Origin of the sequence: Lacrimispora sanguinis (assembly GCF_044987295.1) — a bacterium.
Taxonomy (GTDB): domain Bacteria; phylum Bacillota; class Clostridia; order Lachnospirales; family Lachnospiraceae; genus Lacrimispora; species Lacrimispora celerecrescens_B.
Map to the genome: position 1 here is coordinate 3,814,354 of NZ_CP173277.1, position 15,957 is coordinate 3,830,310.

At 44.7% G+C, this 15,957-nt stretch carries 16 protein-coding genes; 11 read left to right on the forward strand and 5 right to left on the reverse strand.

Features of this window, described 5'->3' with window-relative positions; genetic code table 11:
• Nucleotides 1-93 precede the first annotated feature (93 nt).
• From ACHZES_RS17660 to ACHZES_RS17670, 3 genes are all read right to left on the reverse strand, one after another.
• Nucleotides 94-453, reverse strand: coding sequence for a TIGR04086 family membrane protein (locus tag ACHZES_RS17660; RefSeq protein ID WP_025229983.1), 360 nt, complete (start codon nt 451-453; stop codon nt 94-96).
• Between the two features lie 94 nt (nt 454-547).
• Entirely contained in the window at nt 548-703 is a 156-nt protein-coding gene (locus ACHZES_RS17665; protein WP_156961140.1) for a hypothetical protein, read from the reverse strand.
• 1 nt (nt 704) lies between these two features.
• A complete protein-coding gene (locus ACHZES_RS17670; protein ID WP_395546944.1) occupies nt 705-1,784 on the reverse strand; it encodes an RtcB family protein in 1,080 nt (359 codons plus the stop codon).
• 420 nt (nt 1,785-2,204) lie between these two features.
• Between ACHZES_RS17670 and scfA the strand changes: the two genes are divergently transcribed.
• From scfA to yajC, 4 genes are all read left to right on the forward strand, one after another.
• The gene (gene scfA / locus ACHZES_RS17675; protein ID WP_002601553.1) at nt 2,205-2,351 is read left to right on the forward strand and encodes a six-cysteine ranthipeptide SCIFF; all 147 of its coding nucleotides are present in this window, start codon (nt 2,205-2,207) and stop codon (nt 2,349-2,351) included.
• Between the two features lie 182 nt (nt 2,352-2,533).
• The gene (gene scfB, locus ACHZES_RS17680) at nt 2,534-3,928 is read left to right on the forward strand and encodes a thioether cross-link-forming SCIFF peptide maturase (RefSeq protein WP_353655254.1); all 1,395 of its coding nucleotides are present in this window, start codon (nt 2,534-2,536) and stop codon (nt 3,926-3,928) included.
• A 51-nt stretch (nt 3,929-3,979) separates the two neighbouring features.
• Nucleotides 3,980-5,119: a tRNA guanosine(34) transglycosylase Tgt gene (gene tgt, locus ACHZES_RS17685; protein ID WP_154525897.1), complete on the forward strand. Its 1,140-nt coding sequence runs from the start codon at nt 3,980-3,982 to the stop codon at nt 5,117-5,119.
• A 47-nt stretch (nt 5,120-5,166) separates the two neighbouring features.
• Nucleotides 5,167-5,463, forward strand: coding sequence for a preprotein translocase subunit YajC (yajC, locus tag ACHZES_RS17690; RefSeq protein WP_084719455.1), 297 nt, complete (start codon nt 5,167-5,169; stop codon nt 5,461-5,463).
• Nucleotides 5,464-5,607: 144 nt separating this feature from the next.
• On the opposite strand, the gene ymfI is transcribed toward yajC, so the two are convergent.
• Nucleotides 5,608-6,339 (reverse strand): elongation factor P 5-aminopentanone reductase, encoded by a 732-nt coding sequence (gene ymfI / locus ACHZES_RS17695; RefSeq protein ID WP_038277643.1) that lies wholly within the window; start codon nt 6,337-6,339, stop codon nt 5,608-5,610.
• A 190-nt stretch (nt 6,340-6,529) separates the two neighbouring features.
• Between ymfI and trxB the strand changes: the two genes are divergently transcribed.
• The gene (gene trxB, locus ACHZES_RS17700; protein ID WP_038277645.1) at nt 6,530-7,447 is read left to right on the forward strand and encodes a thioredoxin-disulfide reductase; all 918 of its coding nucleotides are present in this window, start codon (nt 6,530-6,532) and stop codon (nt 7,445-7,447) included.
• A gap of 48 nt (nt 7,448-7,495) precedes the next feature.
• On the opposite strand, the gene hpf is transcribed toward trxB, so the two are convergent.
• Nucleotides 7,496-8,023: a ribosome hibernation-promoting factor, HPF/YfiA family gene (gene hpf, locus ACHZES_RS17705; protein ID WP_038277647.1), complete on the reverse strand. Its 528-nt coding sequence runs from the start codon at nt 8,021-8,023 to the stop codon at nt 7,496-7,498.
• A gap of 615 nt (nt 8,024-8,638) precedes the next feature.
• Between hpf and secA the strand changes: the two genes are divergently transcribed.
• From secA to ACHZES_RS17735, 6 genes are all read left to right on the forward strand, one after another.
• The gene (gene secA / locus ACHZES_RS17710; protein ID WP_395546940.1) at nt 8,639-11,209 is read left to right on the forward strand and encodes a preprotein translocase subunit SecA; all 2,571 of its coding nucleotides are present in this window, start codon (nt 8,639-8,641) and stop codon (nt 11,207-11,209) included.
• A gap of 93 nt (nt 11,210-11,302) precedes the next feature.
• Nucleotides 11,303-12,437, forward strand: a protein-coding gene (prfB, locus tag ACHZES_RS17715) for a peptide chain release factor 2 (protein ID WP_156961141.1) whose coding sequence is annotated in 2 segments (ribosomal slippage) — nt 11,303-11,377 and nt 11,379-12,437 — 1,134 coding nt in all. Because the reading frame shifts where the segments join, the coding sequence is not laid out codon by codon here.
• 140 nt (nt 12,438-12,577) lie between these two features.
• Nucleotides 12,578-13,021 (forward strand): ACT domain-containing protein, encoded by a 444-nt coding sequence (locus ACHZES_RS17720; RefSeq protein WP_038277704.1) that lies wholly within the window; start codon nt 12,578-12,580, stop codon nt 13,019-13,021.
• A 78-nt stretch (nt 13,022-13,099) separates the two neighbouring features.
• On the forward strand, nt 13,100-14,314 hold the full coding sequence (locus ACHZES_RS17725) for a homoserine dehydrogenase (RefSeq protein ID WP_395546939.1): 1,215 nt from the start codon (nt 13,100-13,102) through the stop codon (nt 14,312-14,314).
• A gap of 72 nt (nt 14,315-14,386) precedes the next feature.
• Entirely contained in the window at nt 14,387-15,595 is a 1,209-nt protein-coding gene (locus ACHZES_RS17730) for an aspartate kinase (RefSeq protein WP_038277654.1), read from the forward strand.
• Between the two features lie 14 nt (nt 15,596-15,609).
• The gene (locus ACHZES_RS17735; RefSeq protein WP_038277655.1) at nt 15,610-15,954 is read left to right on the forward strand and encodes a DUF2752 domain-containing protein; all 345 of its coding nucleotides are present in this window, start codon (nt 15,610-15,612) and stop codon (nt 15,952-15,954) included.
• Nucleotides 15,955-15,957 lie beyond the last annotated feature (3 nt).

Consider the following 15,957-nt stretch of genomic DNA (forward strand, 5'->3'; position numbering starts at 1 on the left):
TGGTTTTGCAGGCATTTACCGAAAGGCTGGGAAAAAGGGAGAGAGAAGCTGAATACTTCTGCTCTCCCTTTCGCGTTCCCGAGGACTCTTCCGTCAACTAAGCATTCCCCCCGCGGTGCCGCTGACTGCGCAGATGGCCATGGTTGTGAGAAGCTGGTTCATAGAGCCGTTTAATCCTTTGTTTAAGAAAAAGGATACGGCTAAGAGCACCAGGAAATATAGAAGTCCCAACAAAAGGCCCCAGAAGAATCTTCGATGCCGTACGCTCTTTCCCATTAAGACTCCGCCAAAGAGACAGGCGATGATATAAACCGCATTGACTCCCAGGCGTATCTGACCTTCCTTCAGCCGGAATCTATAGAGTGCTAAGGCCAGGACCACCAGCAAGATTCCGGTCAGTATGTAGGTGATAAGAAGGTTTCTTAGTGTGACCTGAAGCTTTGATTTTTCCATTTGAATACTCCTTATATCTTGTCTTCTGGTTCAGTATATTCTAGGGGTATGGATGATATTCATGGATGTCCTAACAATAAAATTGATACTGAAATTACTTATCCTCATAATCAATGATTTTTTCCTGCAGCCGTTTTCTCTTATCTTCAAAAACAGTTGCGCGGTGTTTTACACCGGATGAAACCCGCTTTTTACGTTCTTCCGGTGTTTCCTTTGTAAGTTTCAATAAGGGTGATTTTTTCTTTTTCATATTATTCTGCCGCCTTAAAATTATAGACCGGCTTGATGATCTTTTCAATCTCTGCCGTGTCCGCAATATTGTTAATGATTTCATCCATAGACTTATAGGCAAAGGGGGATTCGTCAATAGTTGATTTATTGACAGTTGAGGAATAAATCCCTTCCATGGATGCCTTGAACTGAGAAAGTGTAATGCGTTCCTTAGCGGTGCTTCGGCTCATCAATCGTCCGGCTCCGTGGGGCGCGGATTGATTCCAGTCCGGGTTGCCCTTACCGACACAGATCAGGCTGCCGTCCCGCATGTTGATGGGAATCAGAACCCTCTCACCTTTCTTGGCAGAGATAGCCCCTTTGCGCAGAATCATGGATTTCGGTTCAATATAATTATGGATCGTTGTAAAGCTGTCCTCTATCTTAAATTTCATATGCTTGACGATTTCCTTTACAATAGCCATGCGGTTCAACGCGGCATAATGCTGGGTAATCATCATGTCATGGATATAATCATCGAGCAATTGCCCGTCGACAAAAGCCAGGTTTTTATCCACTTTTAAAAATTCCTGCCGGCGCTTTTCCAAGCTCTTGGCGGCGGCTTTTTGGTAGAATTCCGCGACTTGCTTGCCCAGATTGCGGCTGCCAGAATGTACTACCAGATAAAACCGGTTGTCATCACTTCGGTCAAGCTCAATAAAATGATTACCGCCGCCAAGTGTACCCAAGCTTAATTCAGCACGGTTTAAGTTCACATGGCTGGCACATCGTAGTTCGGCCAAATTGATATCAGCCATAAAAGGATGAGGATTGCTTCTCGTTGCAAACCCCGCCGGGATGTGTTTGTATATTACTTTGTCCAGCTGCTGCAATTCCACGTGATCATCCTTTAGCAACACGGTTTCCATGCCGCAGCCGATATCCACACCCACCAGATTTGGAACCACTTTATCTGTGATGGTCATGGTAGTACCGATGGTACAGCCCGCCCCGGCGTGAGTATCCGGCATGATACGGATTTGACTTCCGCGTACAAATTCTTGATTGAGCAGATTGATAATCTGCGAGATAGCTTCTTGTTCAATATTGTCAGTGAACACCTTAGCAGTGTTGTATTTACCTTGTAATTCAATCATTATGTCTTCCTCGTTTCTAAAAATGGGCGCAAAAAAGCCCGGGTATCAGCTACCCGGGCTAAATCAGCATAATATTAATAAAGGCATCGAATAACGCCATGCAGATTACAATAGTACGGGAGCGATTTATTATTATTTACAATGTGTTCAATTCTAAGCATGACGTCACCTTCCTTTCTATAATTTATTTTTAATCACATTATCATGATTACACCTATTTGTCAAGAATTTCCATAAAAATGATTTTACATGCTTTTTTATGCTGTTTTTAGAAAACTAATTTCGTATGTGTTTCCCCTGTTCCCTGGGGCAATTCATCTTGCACTCGTCTAAAACATGTGGTATAATCTCAAAGAATTAGACAAATACAGGAGGTGTAAGTTTATGAAGCATGTAAAGACCTTAAATTCCAGTACATTAAAAGAGTCCATGAAGAAAGGCGGCTGCGGCGAATGCCAGACTTCTTGCCAGTCAGCCTGCAAGACATCCTGTACAGTAGGAAACCAGAGCTGCGAGAACAGCAACCGTTAGTACAACAGCTGTGTCATCCTGTGTTCATATATGAGTGCAGAATGTGGATGGAAATAACTGTATAGAACAGCCATAAGGCAGATGAGCAGATGCCCCTACGGTCGTGATGACGGTAGGGGTTCCTTCGCTTGTCTGCCAAAAACCAATAATCAGTTAAAGCTTTTCAAATAAGGAGAATACAAGTGATTCATCAATATATCAACAATGGCTTCCATATTATTATGGATGTCAACAGCGGCTCCGTTCATTCTGTAGATCCGGTCATGTATGATGCCGTAGAGATCGCCGCAGGCATGGTGCCGGAGATGGAAGAGGCCCAGTCCCTGGGGGAAGAGGTAGGAGAAGAAGTACGAATCCGTCTTTCTGAAAAATATGGAGAGACAGAAGTAGAAGAAGCACTGGAGGAGATCCAGTATCTGATCAATAAGGGAGAACTGTTTACAAAGGATTTATACCACGATTACGTGGTGGACTTTAAAAAGCGGCAGACCGTGGTAAAGGCTCTTTGCTTACATATTGCTCATGATTGCAACCTTGCCTGCAAATATTGTTTTGCGGAAGAAGGGGAGTACCATGGCAGAAGAGCGCTGATGTCATTTGAAGTGGGAAAGAAGGCTCTCGACTTTCTTATTGCCAATTCCGGGAACCGAAGAAACTTAGAAGTAGACTTTTTTGGCGGGGAACCGCTCATGAATTGGGACGTAGTAAAGCAGCTTGTTGAATACGGACGGAAAAAAGAGAAAGAATATAATAAGAACTTCCGGTTTACCATGACTACCAACGGGGTACTGTTAAACGACGAGATCATGGAATTCTGCAATCGGGAAATGAGCAATGTAGTATTAAGCCTTGACGGACGTAAAGAGGTCAATGATGCTATGCGCCCCTTCCGTAATGGAAAGGGCAGCTACGAGCTGATCGTTCCTAAATTCCAGAAATTTGCTCAGCTTAGAGAAAACAAGGATTATTACATCAGAGGTACCTTTACCCGCCATAATATGGATTTTGCAAAGGATGTTCTGGAATTTGCTGATCTCGGCTTTAAAAGCATGTCGATTGAGCCTGTAGTGGCACAGCCGGAAGAGGAATATGCCATCAGGGAGGAAGATCTTCCTCAAATCCTGAAAGAGTATGACGATCTTGCGGTGGAATACATTAAAAGGCAGAAGGAAGGAAAAGGGTTCAACTTCTTCCATTTTAATATTGACTTAAACCAGGGTCCCTGTGTGGCTAAGCGCCTGTCCGGCTGCGGTTCAGGAACTGAGTATCTGGCAGTGACTCCATGGGGAGACTTTTATCCTTGCCACCAATTTGTCGGTGAGGAAAAATTCCTTCTTGGCAATGTGGACACTGGTGTGACTAATTTAGAGATCCGCGATGAATTCAAGCTTTGCAATGTTTATGCAAAAGATAAATGCCGGGACTGCTTTGCAAGGTTTTACTGCAGCGGAGGCTGTGCGGCTAACTCCCACAACTTCCATGGAAGTATCACGGATGCGTATGATATCGGCTGCGAGATGCAGAAGAAGCGGATCGAATCTGCCATTATGATTAAGGCGGCATTGGCGGAAGATTGAGAACACAATACTCTTATGCCCAGTAAACTTGGGCAGGAATAGGGAAATCAGATGAATTATAAGATCGTTGCAAAGGATGGACGTGCAAAGCGGGCAGAGGTAACTACCGTTCATGGCACCATCCAAACTCCGGTATTCATGAACGTGGGCACGGTAGGAGCCATAAAAGGGGCTGTTTCAACGGATGACCTCCGCGAGATCAGAACCCAGGTGGAACTGTCAAATACCTACCATCTTCATGTACGTACCGGCGATAAATTAATCAAAGAGTTTGGCGGCCTTCATAAGTTTATGAACTGGGACCGTCCGATTCTCACGGATTCAGGCGGCTTTCAGGTATTTTCTCTGACCGGTTTAAGAAAAATAAAAGAGGAGGGCGTATACTTTCAATCCCATATAGACGGACATAAGATCTTCATGGGTCCTGAAGAAAGTATGCAGATCCAGTCCAATCTGGCGTCTACCATAGCCATGGCTTTTGACGAATGTCCGCCTCATCCGGCTACTAGGGAATACATGCAAAACAGCGTTGACCGCACCACCAGATGGCTGGAAAGGTGCCGGGTTGAGATGGCAAAGCTTAATTCCCATCCGGATACCTTAAACAAGGACCAGCTGTTATTCGGCATCAACCAGGGCGGAACCTATGAAGATATCCGCATTGCCCATGCAAAGACCATATCCGCCATGGATTTGGACGGCTATGCCCTGGGAGGATTGGCGGTAGGAGAAAGCCATGAGGAGATGTACCGGATCTTAGATGAAACGGTTCCTTATCTGCCGGAGAACAAGCCAACCTATTTGATGGGAGTGGGAACTCCCGCTAACATTTTAGAGGCCGTAGACAGAGGCGTAGATTTCTTTGACTGTGTATATCCGTCAAGAAACGGCCGCCATGGTCATGTATACACCAATCACGGCAAAATGAACTTATTTAATACCAAATATGAGCTGGATCACAGGCCGATTGAAGAGGGCTGTGGGTGTCCGGCATGCCGTTCCTACAGCAGAGCCTATATCAGGCATCTTTTAAAGGCAAAAGAAATGCTTGGCATGAGATTATGTGTATTGCATAATTTGTATTTTTATAATACAATGATGGAAGAGATCCGCGACGCAATCGAGAACCACCGTTATGGGGAATACAAGGAACAGAAGCTTTCGGGTATGATGGCAGGTCAGACTACCTAAAATGAGAGACAAGCAGCGGCGGATCGTTATATAAGGAGGAAATGGTTATGTTATCAGCAACAGGCGGTACCATGGGCGTGGGCTTTTGGGTCATTTATATCGCAGTGATCTTTGGCTTCATGTATTTTATTGCAATCAGACCACAGAAGAAAGAGAAAAAGAAACAGCAGGAAATGTTTGCAAACATTGCAATCGGAGACAGTGTTTTGACTTCAAGTGGATTTTATGGTGTCATCATTGATATGACGGATGATACGGTTATCGTAGAGTTCGGCAATAATAAGAACTGCAGAATTCCTATGCAGAAGACTGCTATCGTTCAGATAGAAAAAGCACAGGCATAAGAAATCAAAGCACCCGGAAAGAGATTTTCTTTTCCGGGTGTTTTTTTCATAGAATATAGCTGGGCTTTTATGCAGAAGCAGCTTTACATGGTATCAGTATACACCTAGGGATTTTCAACATATGATTTACTAAGGGATACTTTATTAAAGCCAGCCTCCGTCAAGGCCGATGACCTGTCCGGTCAGATAAGAATTTTTATAGCCCAGGTGGTATACCAGATCGGCTACCTCCTCTGCTTTACCCAGACGTCCGGACGGGATTTCATCGATGAGAGCAATTAGTTCATCCTCCTCCAGGAACTGATTCATTTCCGTATCAATGGCGCCGCAGGCAACGGCGTTAACCTGGATGTTGCTCGGAGCCAGCTCCTTTGCAAGAGCTTTTGTAAATGCATTGATACCGCCTTTAGTGGCGGAATAAGCGACTTCGCAGGAGGCACCTGATATTCCCCATACAGAAGAGATATTAATAATCTTTCCTTGCTTTTTTTCTACCATTCCGGGAATGGCCAGCTTGCAGCAGTTGAATACTGATGTTAAGTTGGTGCGGACAATCCGGTCCCAGGCATCCGTACTCATATCCTGTAAAAGGCCGATGTATGAAATGCCGGCGTTGTTGACGAGGACATCCAGTGTGCCAAACTGCTTGCGCACCTGCTCAAAAAGTGCCTGGCACTGGTCCATGTCCCCCATATCCCCCATGCAGGAAAGACAAGATACCTGATAAGCTTCCAGCTCCTTTTTGACCTGAACAAGACGGTCCTCGCTGTGGAGGCAGTTGATGACCACATTGTATCCTTTTTTTGCAAATTTAAAAGCAACAGCTTTTCCGATTCCCCGGGAAGCTCCGGTAATGAGTACTGTTTTTCTAGCCATAACATCATCCTTTCTGTCAATATATGATACGTTTATTTTATCAAATTGTCAGAAAGAATGCAACGTGGCTGAAAAAAGGGCTTTTTGTGATTTTGTTACGGACCAAGCATTGCATACTTAAGGGCTGGTGAGATATAATGAAGATAGAAAACCTAATATCAGATAGAATAGAGAAAGCAGGTAGATAAATATGAATGAGAATTATGATGTGGTGATCATCGGGTCCGGGCCCGCAGGGCTTTCGGCTGCGGTTTATGGTAAAAGGGCAGAGCTTAAGATGGTTGTGATCGAAAAAGAGATGGCAAGCGGCGGTCAGGTCCTTAATACTTATGAAGTGGATAATTACCCAGGGCTGCCTGGAATTAACGGTTTTGACCTTGGTATGAAGTTCCGGGAACATGCGGAAAAGCTGGGAGCAGAGTTTTCCACAGACGAGGTCCTTCGGATCGAAGCGTCTGACGGGAAATTTACCGTGGTCGGAGAAGAGAGAACCTATGCGACAAAGGCAGTCATCATTGCTACCGGAGCCCAGCACCGGAAGCTGAGTGTGATCGGAGAAGAGGAGCTTACCGGAATGGGAGTTTCTTACTGCGCGACCTGTGACGGTGCATTTTTCCGTAATAAGGTGGCAGCAGTGGTGGGCGGCGGAGACGTTGCCATCGAAGATGCCATTTTCCTGGCAAGAATGTGTAAAAAGGTATACTTAATTCATAGGAGGAATAAGCTGAGGGGAGCAAAGACCTTGCAGACCCAGCTTTTTAACCAGAAAAATGTGGAAATCATCTGGGATACCGTGGTAGAGGAGATCGAAGGCGGAGACCAGGTGGAATCCCTGACCATAAAGAATGCCAAAACTGAGGAAGCGAAAAAGCTTGCGGTAGACGGAGTGTTTATAGCAGTAGGAATCAACCCGCAAAGCGAAGCGTTTAACAACCTGGTAGAGATGGATCATGGCTATATAAAGGCCAGTGAGGATTGTGAAACGAATGTACCCGGAATCTTTGCGGCCGGTGATGTGCGTACCAAACAGCTTCGCCAGGTTTCCACAGCTGTTTCAGACGGCGCAAATGCCATTACCAGTGTAGAACGGTATCTGACACGGATTTAAGCATAAAAAAAGCAGCCGGACAATTGTCCTGGCTGCTTTTTGCAGGCGTTAGAATTCTGGTTCAATAAGGCCGTAGGAGCCGCCTTTTCTTTTGTAAACCACATTGACTTCCTCTGTATCCGCATTCAAGAATACGTAAAAGCTGTGACCAAGAAGCTCCATCTGAACACAGGCTTCTTCCGGATCCATAGGCTTTATGGCAAATTTCTTTGACTTAACGATCTCTATATGATCATCTGGCTGAGTTTCATCTTCCAGAAAAGCTGTGGAAAAGGAAGGGGCGTTCAGTTTTTTGTCGATTAATTTGTTTTTATATTTTTTCAGCTGACGTTCCAGGATCTCTTCCACAAGATCAATGGAAACGTACATGTCTGTACTGGATTCTTCTGCTCTGATTATATGTCCTTTCACTGGAATGGTTACTTCAATTTTCTGTATTTCTTTCTGCACGCTGAGTCTTACTGTTGCTTCCGTAGCAGGAGCGAAGAAACGGTCCAGCTTTCCAAGCTTGTCCTCGACTGCCTCGCGTAATCCCGATGTTACCTCAATATTTCTTCCTGTAATTGTAAAACGCATAAGTCATCAGCTCCTTTTTCTTGAGATGGTTATAGTATAGCATATTTTTGAGAATAGTTCAATTACATTGTAAAATTATTAGATAATTATTGGTAATTTTTTGTAAAATGTCTCTACTTATTAGTTTGGCTAATTATTGAAAAACTATAGATAGGCTTAAAAAAAAGTCAAGGGAAAAAGAGAAATTTTCGTCGAAAAAGGAAACTTTATGACATATATACAAAAATTCGAAAGTCTGACAATGGGATGGGAAATATGGAAATCTGTGGAGAAAAAATGTGGATAATGTGGATAACTTGGTGTATAACTATTTTTCCCACTAATTATGGGATTTTATAGTGGGGATAAAAGTGGGGGAAAAATACACAATGGAATGTGGATAATGTGGAAAAGCGGAGAATCGAACAAGTTTTTTGTGCAATGTGTCAGGTTAACCATAAATTTTTCCAGATTTGCCGTTGTTTGCTGTGGAAAAAGGAAGGACATGGTAATAATAGGCCCTGTTTATTACCAGAATGTTAATTTTTTATGAATTCGTTGAATTAAGAAGGAGTTAGTGCTACAATATACGAGATTGTATCGTGTATATCGTTAAGAAGAGTAGGAGAATGAATTATGAACTTCGTTCAAAAAATATTTGGAACTCATAGTGAAAGAGAATTAAAATTAATAGAACCTATTGTGGATAAGATAGAAGCTCTGCGTCCGACCATGGTTGCACTTACGGATGAGGAGCTGAGAAACAACACAAGGCTCTTTAAAGAAAGACTTTCATCGGGCGAGACTCTAGATGATATTTTGCCGGAAGCTTTTGCAACGGTAAGAGAGGCAGCACGAAGAGTTCTTAATATGGAACATTTCCGTGTGCAGCTCATCGGCGGACTCGTTCTTCATCAGGGACGTATTTCTGAAATGAAGACCGGTGAAGGTAAGACCCTGGTATCTACCTGTCCTGCTTATTTAAACGCACTGGCAGGCAAGGGAGTCCAGATTGTAACGGTCAATGATTACCTGGCAAAACGAGATGCAGAGTGGATGGGAAGAGTTCATGAATTCCTGGGCCTGACGGTTGGGGTTGTGCTTAACTCCATGAATTCTGACGAAAGGCGTGAAGCATACAACTGCGACATTACCTATGTTACGAACAACGAGCTTGGTTTCGATTATCTGAGAGATAACATGGCCATCTATAAAGAACAGATGGTTTTAAGAAATTTAGACTTTTGTATCATTGATGAGGTAGACTCTGTATTGATTGATGAGGCTAGAACACCTCTTATTATTTCCGGACAGAGCGGTAAGTCCACAAAGCTGTATGAGGTGTGTGATATTTTGGCCCGTCAGCTGGAACGAGGCGAGGCTTCTGCAGAATTCTCCAAGATGGCAGCCATCATGGGAGAGGAAATCACGGAAACCGGTGACTTTGTTGTGGATGAAAAGGACAAGGTTGTCAACTTAACCGAACAGGGTGTGGAAAAGGTAGAGCAGTTCTTCCATATCGAGAACTTATCTGATCCCCAGAACTTAGAGATCCAGCATAACATCATCCTGGCACTTCGCGCCAATTACCTTATGTTCCGGGATAAGGACTATGTGGTAAAGGATGATGAGGTCCTGATTGTTGATGAGTTTACCGGACGTATCATGCCTGGAAGACGTTATTCCGACGGACTTCATCAGGCGATTGAAGCCAAGGAGCATGTAAATGTGCGCAGAGAGAGCAAGACTCTTGCCACCATCACCTTCCAGAACTTCTTTAATAAGTACAATAAAAAGGCCGGTATGACCGGTACCGCTCTTACAGAAGAGAAGGAATTCCGTAATACCTACGGCATGGATGCCATTTCTATTCCGACCAACCGTCCGATCGCACGTATTGACCAGGAAGATGCCGTTTATAAAACAAAGAAAGAGAAATTTGAAGCGGTATGCAATGAAGTGGAGATCGCTTACGAGAAGGGACAGCCTGTCCTGGTAGGTACCATTACCATTGAAACCTCTGAAATGTTAAGCAACATGTTACGGCGCCGCGGAATCCCTCATAAGGTGCTGAATGCAAAATATCATGAACTGGAAGCTGAGATCGTAGCAGATGCAGGTGTGCATAAAGCTGTAACCATAGCTACCAACATGGCAGGCCGTGGTACGGATATTAAGCTTGATGACGAATCAAAGGCAGCAGGCGGTTTAAAGATCATCGGTACGGAACGTCATGAGTCCCGTCGTATTGATAACCAGCTGCGTGGCCGTTCCGGACGTCAGGGCGACCCGGGAGAATCCAGATTTTATATTTCCCTTGAAGATGATCTGATGCGTCTGTTTGGTTCCGAACGTCTGGTAGGCATGTTCAATGCCCTTGGTGTGCCGGAGGGAGAGCAGATCGAACACAAGATGCTCTCAAATGCCATTGAGAAGGCTCAGATGAAGATCGAGACAAACAACTACGGCATCCGTGAGAACCTTTTAAAATATGACGAGGTCATGAACGAACAGCGTGAAGTGATCTATGATGAGAGAAGAAAGGTTCTGGATGGAGACAATATGCGTGATTTCGTCTTAAAGATGGTTACGGATATTGTGGAAAATGCGGTGGATCTTTCCGTCAGCGAGGACCAGGCACCGGAAGATTGGGATTTGAACGAACTTAACACCCTTCTTCTCCCTATCATCCCGCTTCAGCCGGTTACTCTTCCGGAAGATAAGAAGATTAAGAAGAATGAACTGAAGCATATGCTGAAGGAAGAAGCCATTAAGCTTTATGAATCCAAGGAAGCAGAATTCCCTGAGGGAGAACAGATTCGTGAAATTGAGCGTGTGATTCTCTTAAAGGTAATTGACAATAAATGGATGTCCCATATTGACGACATGGATCAGCTGCGTCAGGGCATCGGCCTGCAGGCTTACGGACAGAGAGATCCGCTGGTGGAATACAAGATGAGCGGATATCAGATGTTTGATGAGATGGCTGCGGCCATCCGGGAGGATACCGTAAGAATCTTATTCCACATCCGCGTAGAGCAGAAAGTGGAGAGAGAACCGGCTGCCAAGGTGACAGGAACCAATAAGGATGAAAGCTCCCCGAAAGCACCGGTAAAGAAGGTGGAAGCAAAGGTATATCCGAACGATCCATGTCCATGCGGTTCCGGTAAGAAATACAAGCAGTGCTGCGGACGTAAATTAGTATAGTATTTTTATAGAATTGGAGTTCGCACCCTTTTTAAGGGCCGGACTCCAATTTTGTATAGATAAATAATTTAAAATCAGAAAGTGGGTGACACAGTGGTAGAGTTAGACCAGTACAAATACGAATTATCAACGTTTGAAAAACCATTAGTGGAAGTGAGGGATTCACTTTGACTTAGATAATAAGTTAAAGAGAATCGATGAGCTGGACAAGTCTATGGAAGAACCGGGCTTTTGGGAGGATCCTGAAAAGTCGACAAAGATTGTACAGCTTGCAAAAAATTTAAAAGATACGGTTCAGACCTATAAAGACTTAGAGCAGCAGTATGAAGACATCGGCGTGATGATCGAAATGGGAAATGAGGAAAATGATCCATCCCTGGTTCCGGAAGTAGAAGAGATGTTAAACCAGTTTAAAGCAAAACTGGAAGACATGCGCATCAACACCTTGCTGTCCGGAGAGTATGACAACGACAATGCCATTTTAAAGCTTAACGCAGGCGCAGGCGGAACCGAATCCTGTGACTGGTGCGGTATGCTCTACCGCATGTTCTGCCGGTGGGCGGAGAAAAAAGGTTTTTCCCTGGAAGTTCTTGATTACCTTGACGGAGAAGAAGCTGGTATTAAGTCCGTTACGGTACAGATTAATGGACCAAATGCCTTTGGGTATTTAAAGTCAGAAAAGGGAGTTCACCGACTGGTGCGCATCTCTCCGTTTAATGCCGCAGGCAAACGACAGACCTCCTTTGTATCTTGCGATGTTATGCCGGATATTGAAGAGGATTTGGATGTGGAGGTCAACGATGAGGACCTTCGAATAGATACCTACCGTTCAAGCGGCGCAGGCGGACAGCATATTAACAAAACTTCCTCAGCCATCCGCATCACCCACCTTCCTACCGGAATTGTGGTCCAGTGCCAGAATGAGCGCTCCCAGTTCCAGAATAAGGACAAGGCCATGCAGATGTTAAAAGCAAAGCTTTACATGCTGAAGCAGCAGGAAAATGCGGAGAAATTGTCCGGCATCCGAGGTGATGTAACAGAAATTGGCTGGGGCAACCAGATCCGTTCCTATGTCCTTCAGCCTTATACTATGGTCAAGGATCACAGGACCAATGCAGAAACCGGCAATGTAGGAAGCGTTCTGGACGGCTCTTTGGATCAGTTCATGTACGCCTATTTACGTTGGCTGAGCACTGGGGCAAAATCCGGGGAAAGCAGCGCTGAATAGAGGATTTTTCCTGTATTTTTTTAAAAACCGAAGAAAATAAATAGAAAAATAGTTGCATACCCTGCCTAAATATGATAATATCTTCCCTATGAGCACAGATGTATTTCCGATGCGGACACAGAAGGGAAGATATTTTTATTATGGAAGAAAAAAGTAAATATTTTGTGGTAAAGCAAAAGGCTGTACCTGAAGTATTGCTGAAAGTAGTTGAAGCAAAAAAGCTGTTGGAATCGGAGCGCGTCATTACCGTTCAGGAAGCAACTGACAGGGTCGGAATCAGCCGCAGCTCTTTTTATAAGTACAAGGATGATATCTTTCCTTTTTATGATAATACAAAAGGAAAAACCATAACACTTGTGATGCAGATGGATGATGAGCCAGGCTTACTATCTGACCTGCTGCATGTGGTTGCTGTGTACCGCGCCAATATCCTGACCATACACCAGAGCATTCCGGTCAATGGGGTGGCCACCTTGACATTAAGCGTGGAAGTCCTTGAGACCACCGGCAATGTTTCAAAAATGGTAGAGGATATAGAAGAAAAAAATGGGGTCCACTACGTTAAAATTTTAGCCAGGGAGTAATGGCTGCCGGGGGATAAGCCAAATAACGAATCGAACTTCCTTAAAAAATAATACGAAAGCAAATTGCCGGAGGATAATATGAGACATATTGCAGTTATGGGCTATGGCACCATTGGATCAGGTGTGGTAGAGGTTTTGGAAAGAAACAAAGAAATAATTGCCAAAAGGGTAGGCGATGAAGTTGATGTAAAGTATGTCCTGGATTTAAGGGAATTTCCGGGAGATCCTGCGGAAGATAAGATTGTGCATGATTTTTCCGTTATTGAAAAGGATCAGTCCGTGTCCATGGTGATTGAGACCATGGGAGGACTAAACCCTGCTTATCCCTTTGTGAAGGCGAGCTTAATGGCAGGCAAGCATGTGGCTACCTCCAATAAGGCTTTGGTGGCGGCGTACGGCACGGAACTTTTAGAAATTGCAAAAGAGCACAATGTGAACTTCTTTTTCGAAGCAAGTGTAGGCGGCGGTATTCCCGTCATACGCCCTCTATATACTGCCCTCGCAGGTGAAGTGGTTGAAGAGATCACCGGAATTTTAAACGGAACCACCAACTATATATTGACAAAAATGGACAAAGCAGGCGAAACCTTTGAAACGGCCTTAAGAGAGGCTCAGGAGCTTGGTTATGCGGAGCGGAATCCGGAAGCCGATGTGGACGGACACGATACTTGTCGAAAGATTGCCATTCTGACAGCTATGGCAACGGGACACGAGGTTAATTACGAGCATATTTATACAGAAGGGATAACAAAAATAACGGATGTGGATTTCCGCTATGCCGATGCTATGGGAACCTCTGTAAAGTTGTTTGGCTCGAGCAGGATCCAGGACGGAACCGTCCATGCATTTGTAGCTCCGGTCATGATTGGAAAAGATCATCCGTTATATTCCGTAAATGATGTTTATAACGGCATTCTGGTAAAAGGAAACATGTTGGGCACGTCCATGTTTTATGGATGCGGGGCTGGTAAGCTTCCGACAGCAAGCGCTGTGGTAGCAGATATAATTGAAGCCCTTAAAAACCAAGACCACCATGTGGAAATGGGCTGGGATAGCGAAAACCTTACCATTTCTGCCATGAACAGCATCTCCTTCCGTTATTTTGTGAGGCTCAAGGGAATTGCTGATAAGCGTGTGAAAGAAGTGGAGGCAGTATTCGGCAAAGTGGAAGTGGTGGAACTGGACCATATGGACGAATTTGCCGTCCTTACGGAAACTATGACCGAAGAAGATTACGAAATAAAAGCGAAAAAGCTGTCGGGAATCAGGCAGCGCATCCGCGCAGAATTTTAACGCAAACAAAGTTTATGAGCATACAGCAAAGCGGATCAGTATGTCCGCTTGACTTTTCGCCAGGAGGCATCAATGTTAGTAGTGAAAAAATTTGGCGGTAGCTCCGTCGCAGACAAAGAAAGAATTTTTAATGTGGCAAAGCGCTGCATTGAGGAATATGAAAAAGGCAATCAGGTGGTAGTGGTTCTGTCCGCTATGGGAAAGACAACGGATGGTCTCATTGCAAAAGCCCTTGAGATAAATCCAAACCCTCCTAAGAGAGAGATGGATATGCTGTTAACCACCGGGGAACAGGTCAGTGTGGCCCTCATGGCTATGGCTATGAATTCTTTGGGAGTTCCGGCCGTTTCTTTAAATGCGGCTCAGGTGGCCATGCACACCACCTCTGCCTACGGAACGGCCAAATTAAAGCGGATCGATACGGAACGCATACGGCATGAACTGGAGGCCAGAAAAATTGTGATCGTCACAGGCTTTCAGGGGGTTAATAAGTACGAAGACTTAACAACACTTGGCCGAGGAGGCTCTGATACAACAGCCGTAGCCCTTGCAGCCGCCCTTCATGCGGATGCGTGTGAGATCTATACAGATGTGGATGGAGTATACACGGCAGACCCCCACATTGTTCCAAACGCTAGAAAACTCCCTGAGGTTTCTTATGATGAAATGCTGGAATTCGCTTCCCTTGGAGCAAAAGTGCTCCACAACCGGTCTGTGGAGATGGCAAAGCGTTATGGAGTTCAGTTGGTGGTTCTGTCAAGTCTGACCAGGGCAGAAGGTACAGTTGTCAAGGAGGAAACAAAATTGGAAAGAATGCTGGTTAGCGGTGTGGCCGCGGATAAGAATGTAGCCCGTATTTCAGTGATCGGGGTCAAAAATACGCCTGGAATTGCTTTTAAAATCTTTAATCTCCTGGCAAGGCATAATATTAATGTGGATATTATCATTCAGTCTATTGGACGGGAAGAAAGAAAGGACATTTCCTTTACGGTGGCACAGACTGATTTAAAGGATACCATGGATCTATTATTAGAAAATAAGGACTCCATCACCGCCCAGGATGTGACGAGCGAGGAATGCGTAGCCAAGGTTTCTATTATCGGTGCGGGGATGACAGGCAATCCCGGAGTAGCTGCAAAGATGTTTGAAGCTCTTTCCAGTGCCAATGTGAATATTAAGATGATCGCCACCTCTGAGATCCGGATAACAGTTCTGATCGATGAAGCGGATGTAAACCGTGCTATGAGGACAGTCCATGATGCTTTTGATCTGGCGGATTAAACAAAGGTGAAAAAATGAACTGGTTTAAAAAAATATTTGGCCTCGGGCTTCCCTGTCTGTTCCATTCCCTAACCGGACTTTATTGTCCGGGCTGCGGGGGAACCCGGGCCGTCCGGTCATTGCTGCGAGGGGACCTGCGGATGAGTTTTCAGTATCATCCACTGGTCCTTTATGCTGTTCTTGTACTGTTTTTGGAAATGATCCTACGGGCTTTCAAAAGGCGGGAAACCCCTCTGGATCATAAAAAAAGAGCCAGGATCATGATCCTGGCAGGAGCGGCTATTGTTGCAGCCAATTGGATTTTCAAGAATTATATGCTGGTCATTAAGGGTGTGGATCTACTTCCTCTTATGAAGTAGGGC

Bases quoted from the DNA above. Each gene is read 5' to 3' on its own strand.
- ACHZES_RS17660 (WP_025229983.1), bottom strand. From the start codon at position 453: ATGGAAAAATCAAAGCTTCAGGTCACACTAAGAAACCTTCTTATCACC.
- ACHZES_RS17665 (WP_156961140.1), bottom strand. From the start codon at position 703: ATGAAAAAGAAAAAATCACCCTTATTGAAACTTACAAAGGAAACACCG.
- scfA (WP_002601553.1), top strand. From the start codon at position 2,205: ATGAAGCATGTAAAGACCTTAAATTCCAGTACATTAAAAGAGTCCATG.
- tgt (WP_154525897.1), top strand. From the start codon at position 3,980: ATGAATTATAAGATCGTTGCAAAGGATGGACGTGCAAAGCGGGCAGAG.
- yajC (WP_084719455.1), top strand. From the start codon at position 5,167: ATGTTATCAGCAACAGGCGGTACCATGGGCGTGGGCTTTTGGGTCATT.
- ymfI (WP_038277643.1), bottom strand. From the start codon at position 6,339: ATGGCTAGAAAAACAGTACTCATTACCGGAGCTTCCCGGGGAATCGGA.
- trxB (WP_038277645.1), top strand. From the start codon at position 6,530: ATGAATGAGAATTATGATGTGGTGATCATCGGGTCCGGGCCCGCAGGG.
- hpf (WP_038277647.1), bottom strand. From the start codon at position 8,023: ATGCGTTTTACAATTACAGGAAGAAATATTGAGGTAACATCGGGATTA.
- secA (WP_395546940.1), top strand. From the start codon at position 8,639: ATGAACTTCGTTCAAAAAATATTTGGAACTCATAGTGAAAGAGAATTA.
- ACHZES_RS17720 (WP_038277704.1), top strand. From the start codon at position 12,578: ATGGAAGAAAAAAGTAAATATTTTGTGGTAAAGCAAAAGGCTGTACCT.
- ACHZES_RS17725 (WP_395546939.1), top strand. From the start codon at position 13,100: ATGAGACATATTGCAGTTATGGGCTATGGCACCATTGGATCAGGTGTG.
- ACHZES_RS17730 (WP_038277654.1), top strand. From the start codon at position 14,387: ATGTTAGTAGTGAAAAAATTTGGCGGTAGCTCCGTCGCAGACAAAGAA.
- ACHZES_RS17735 (WP_038277655.1), top strand. From the start codon at position 15,610: ATGAACTGGTTTAAAAAAATATTTGGCCTCGGGCTTCCCTGTCTGTTC.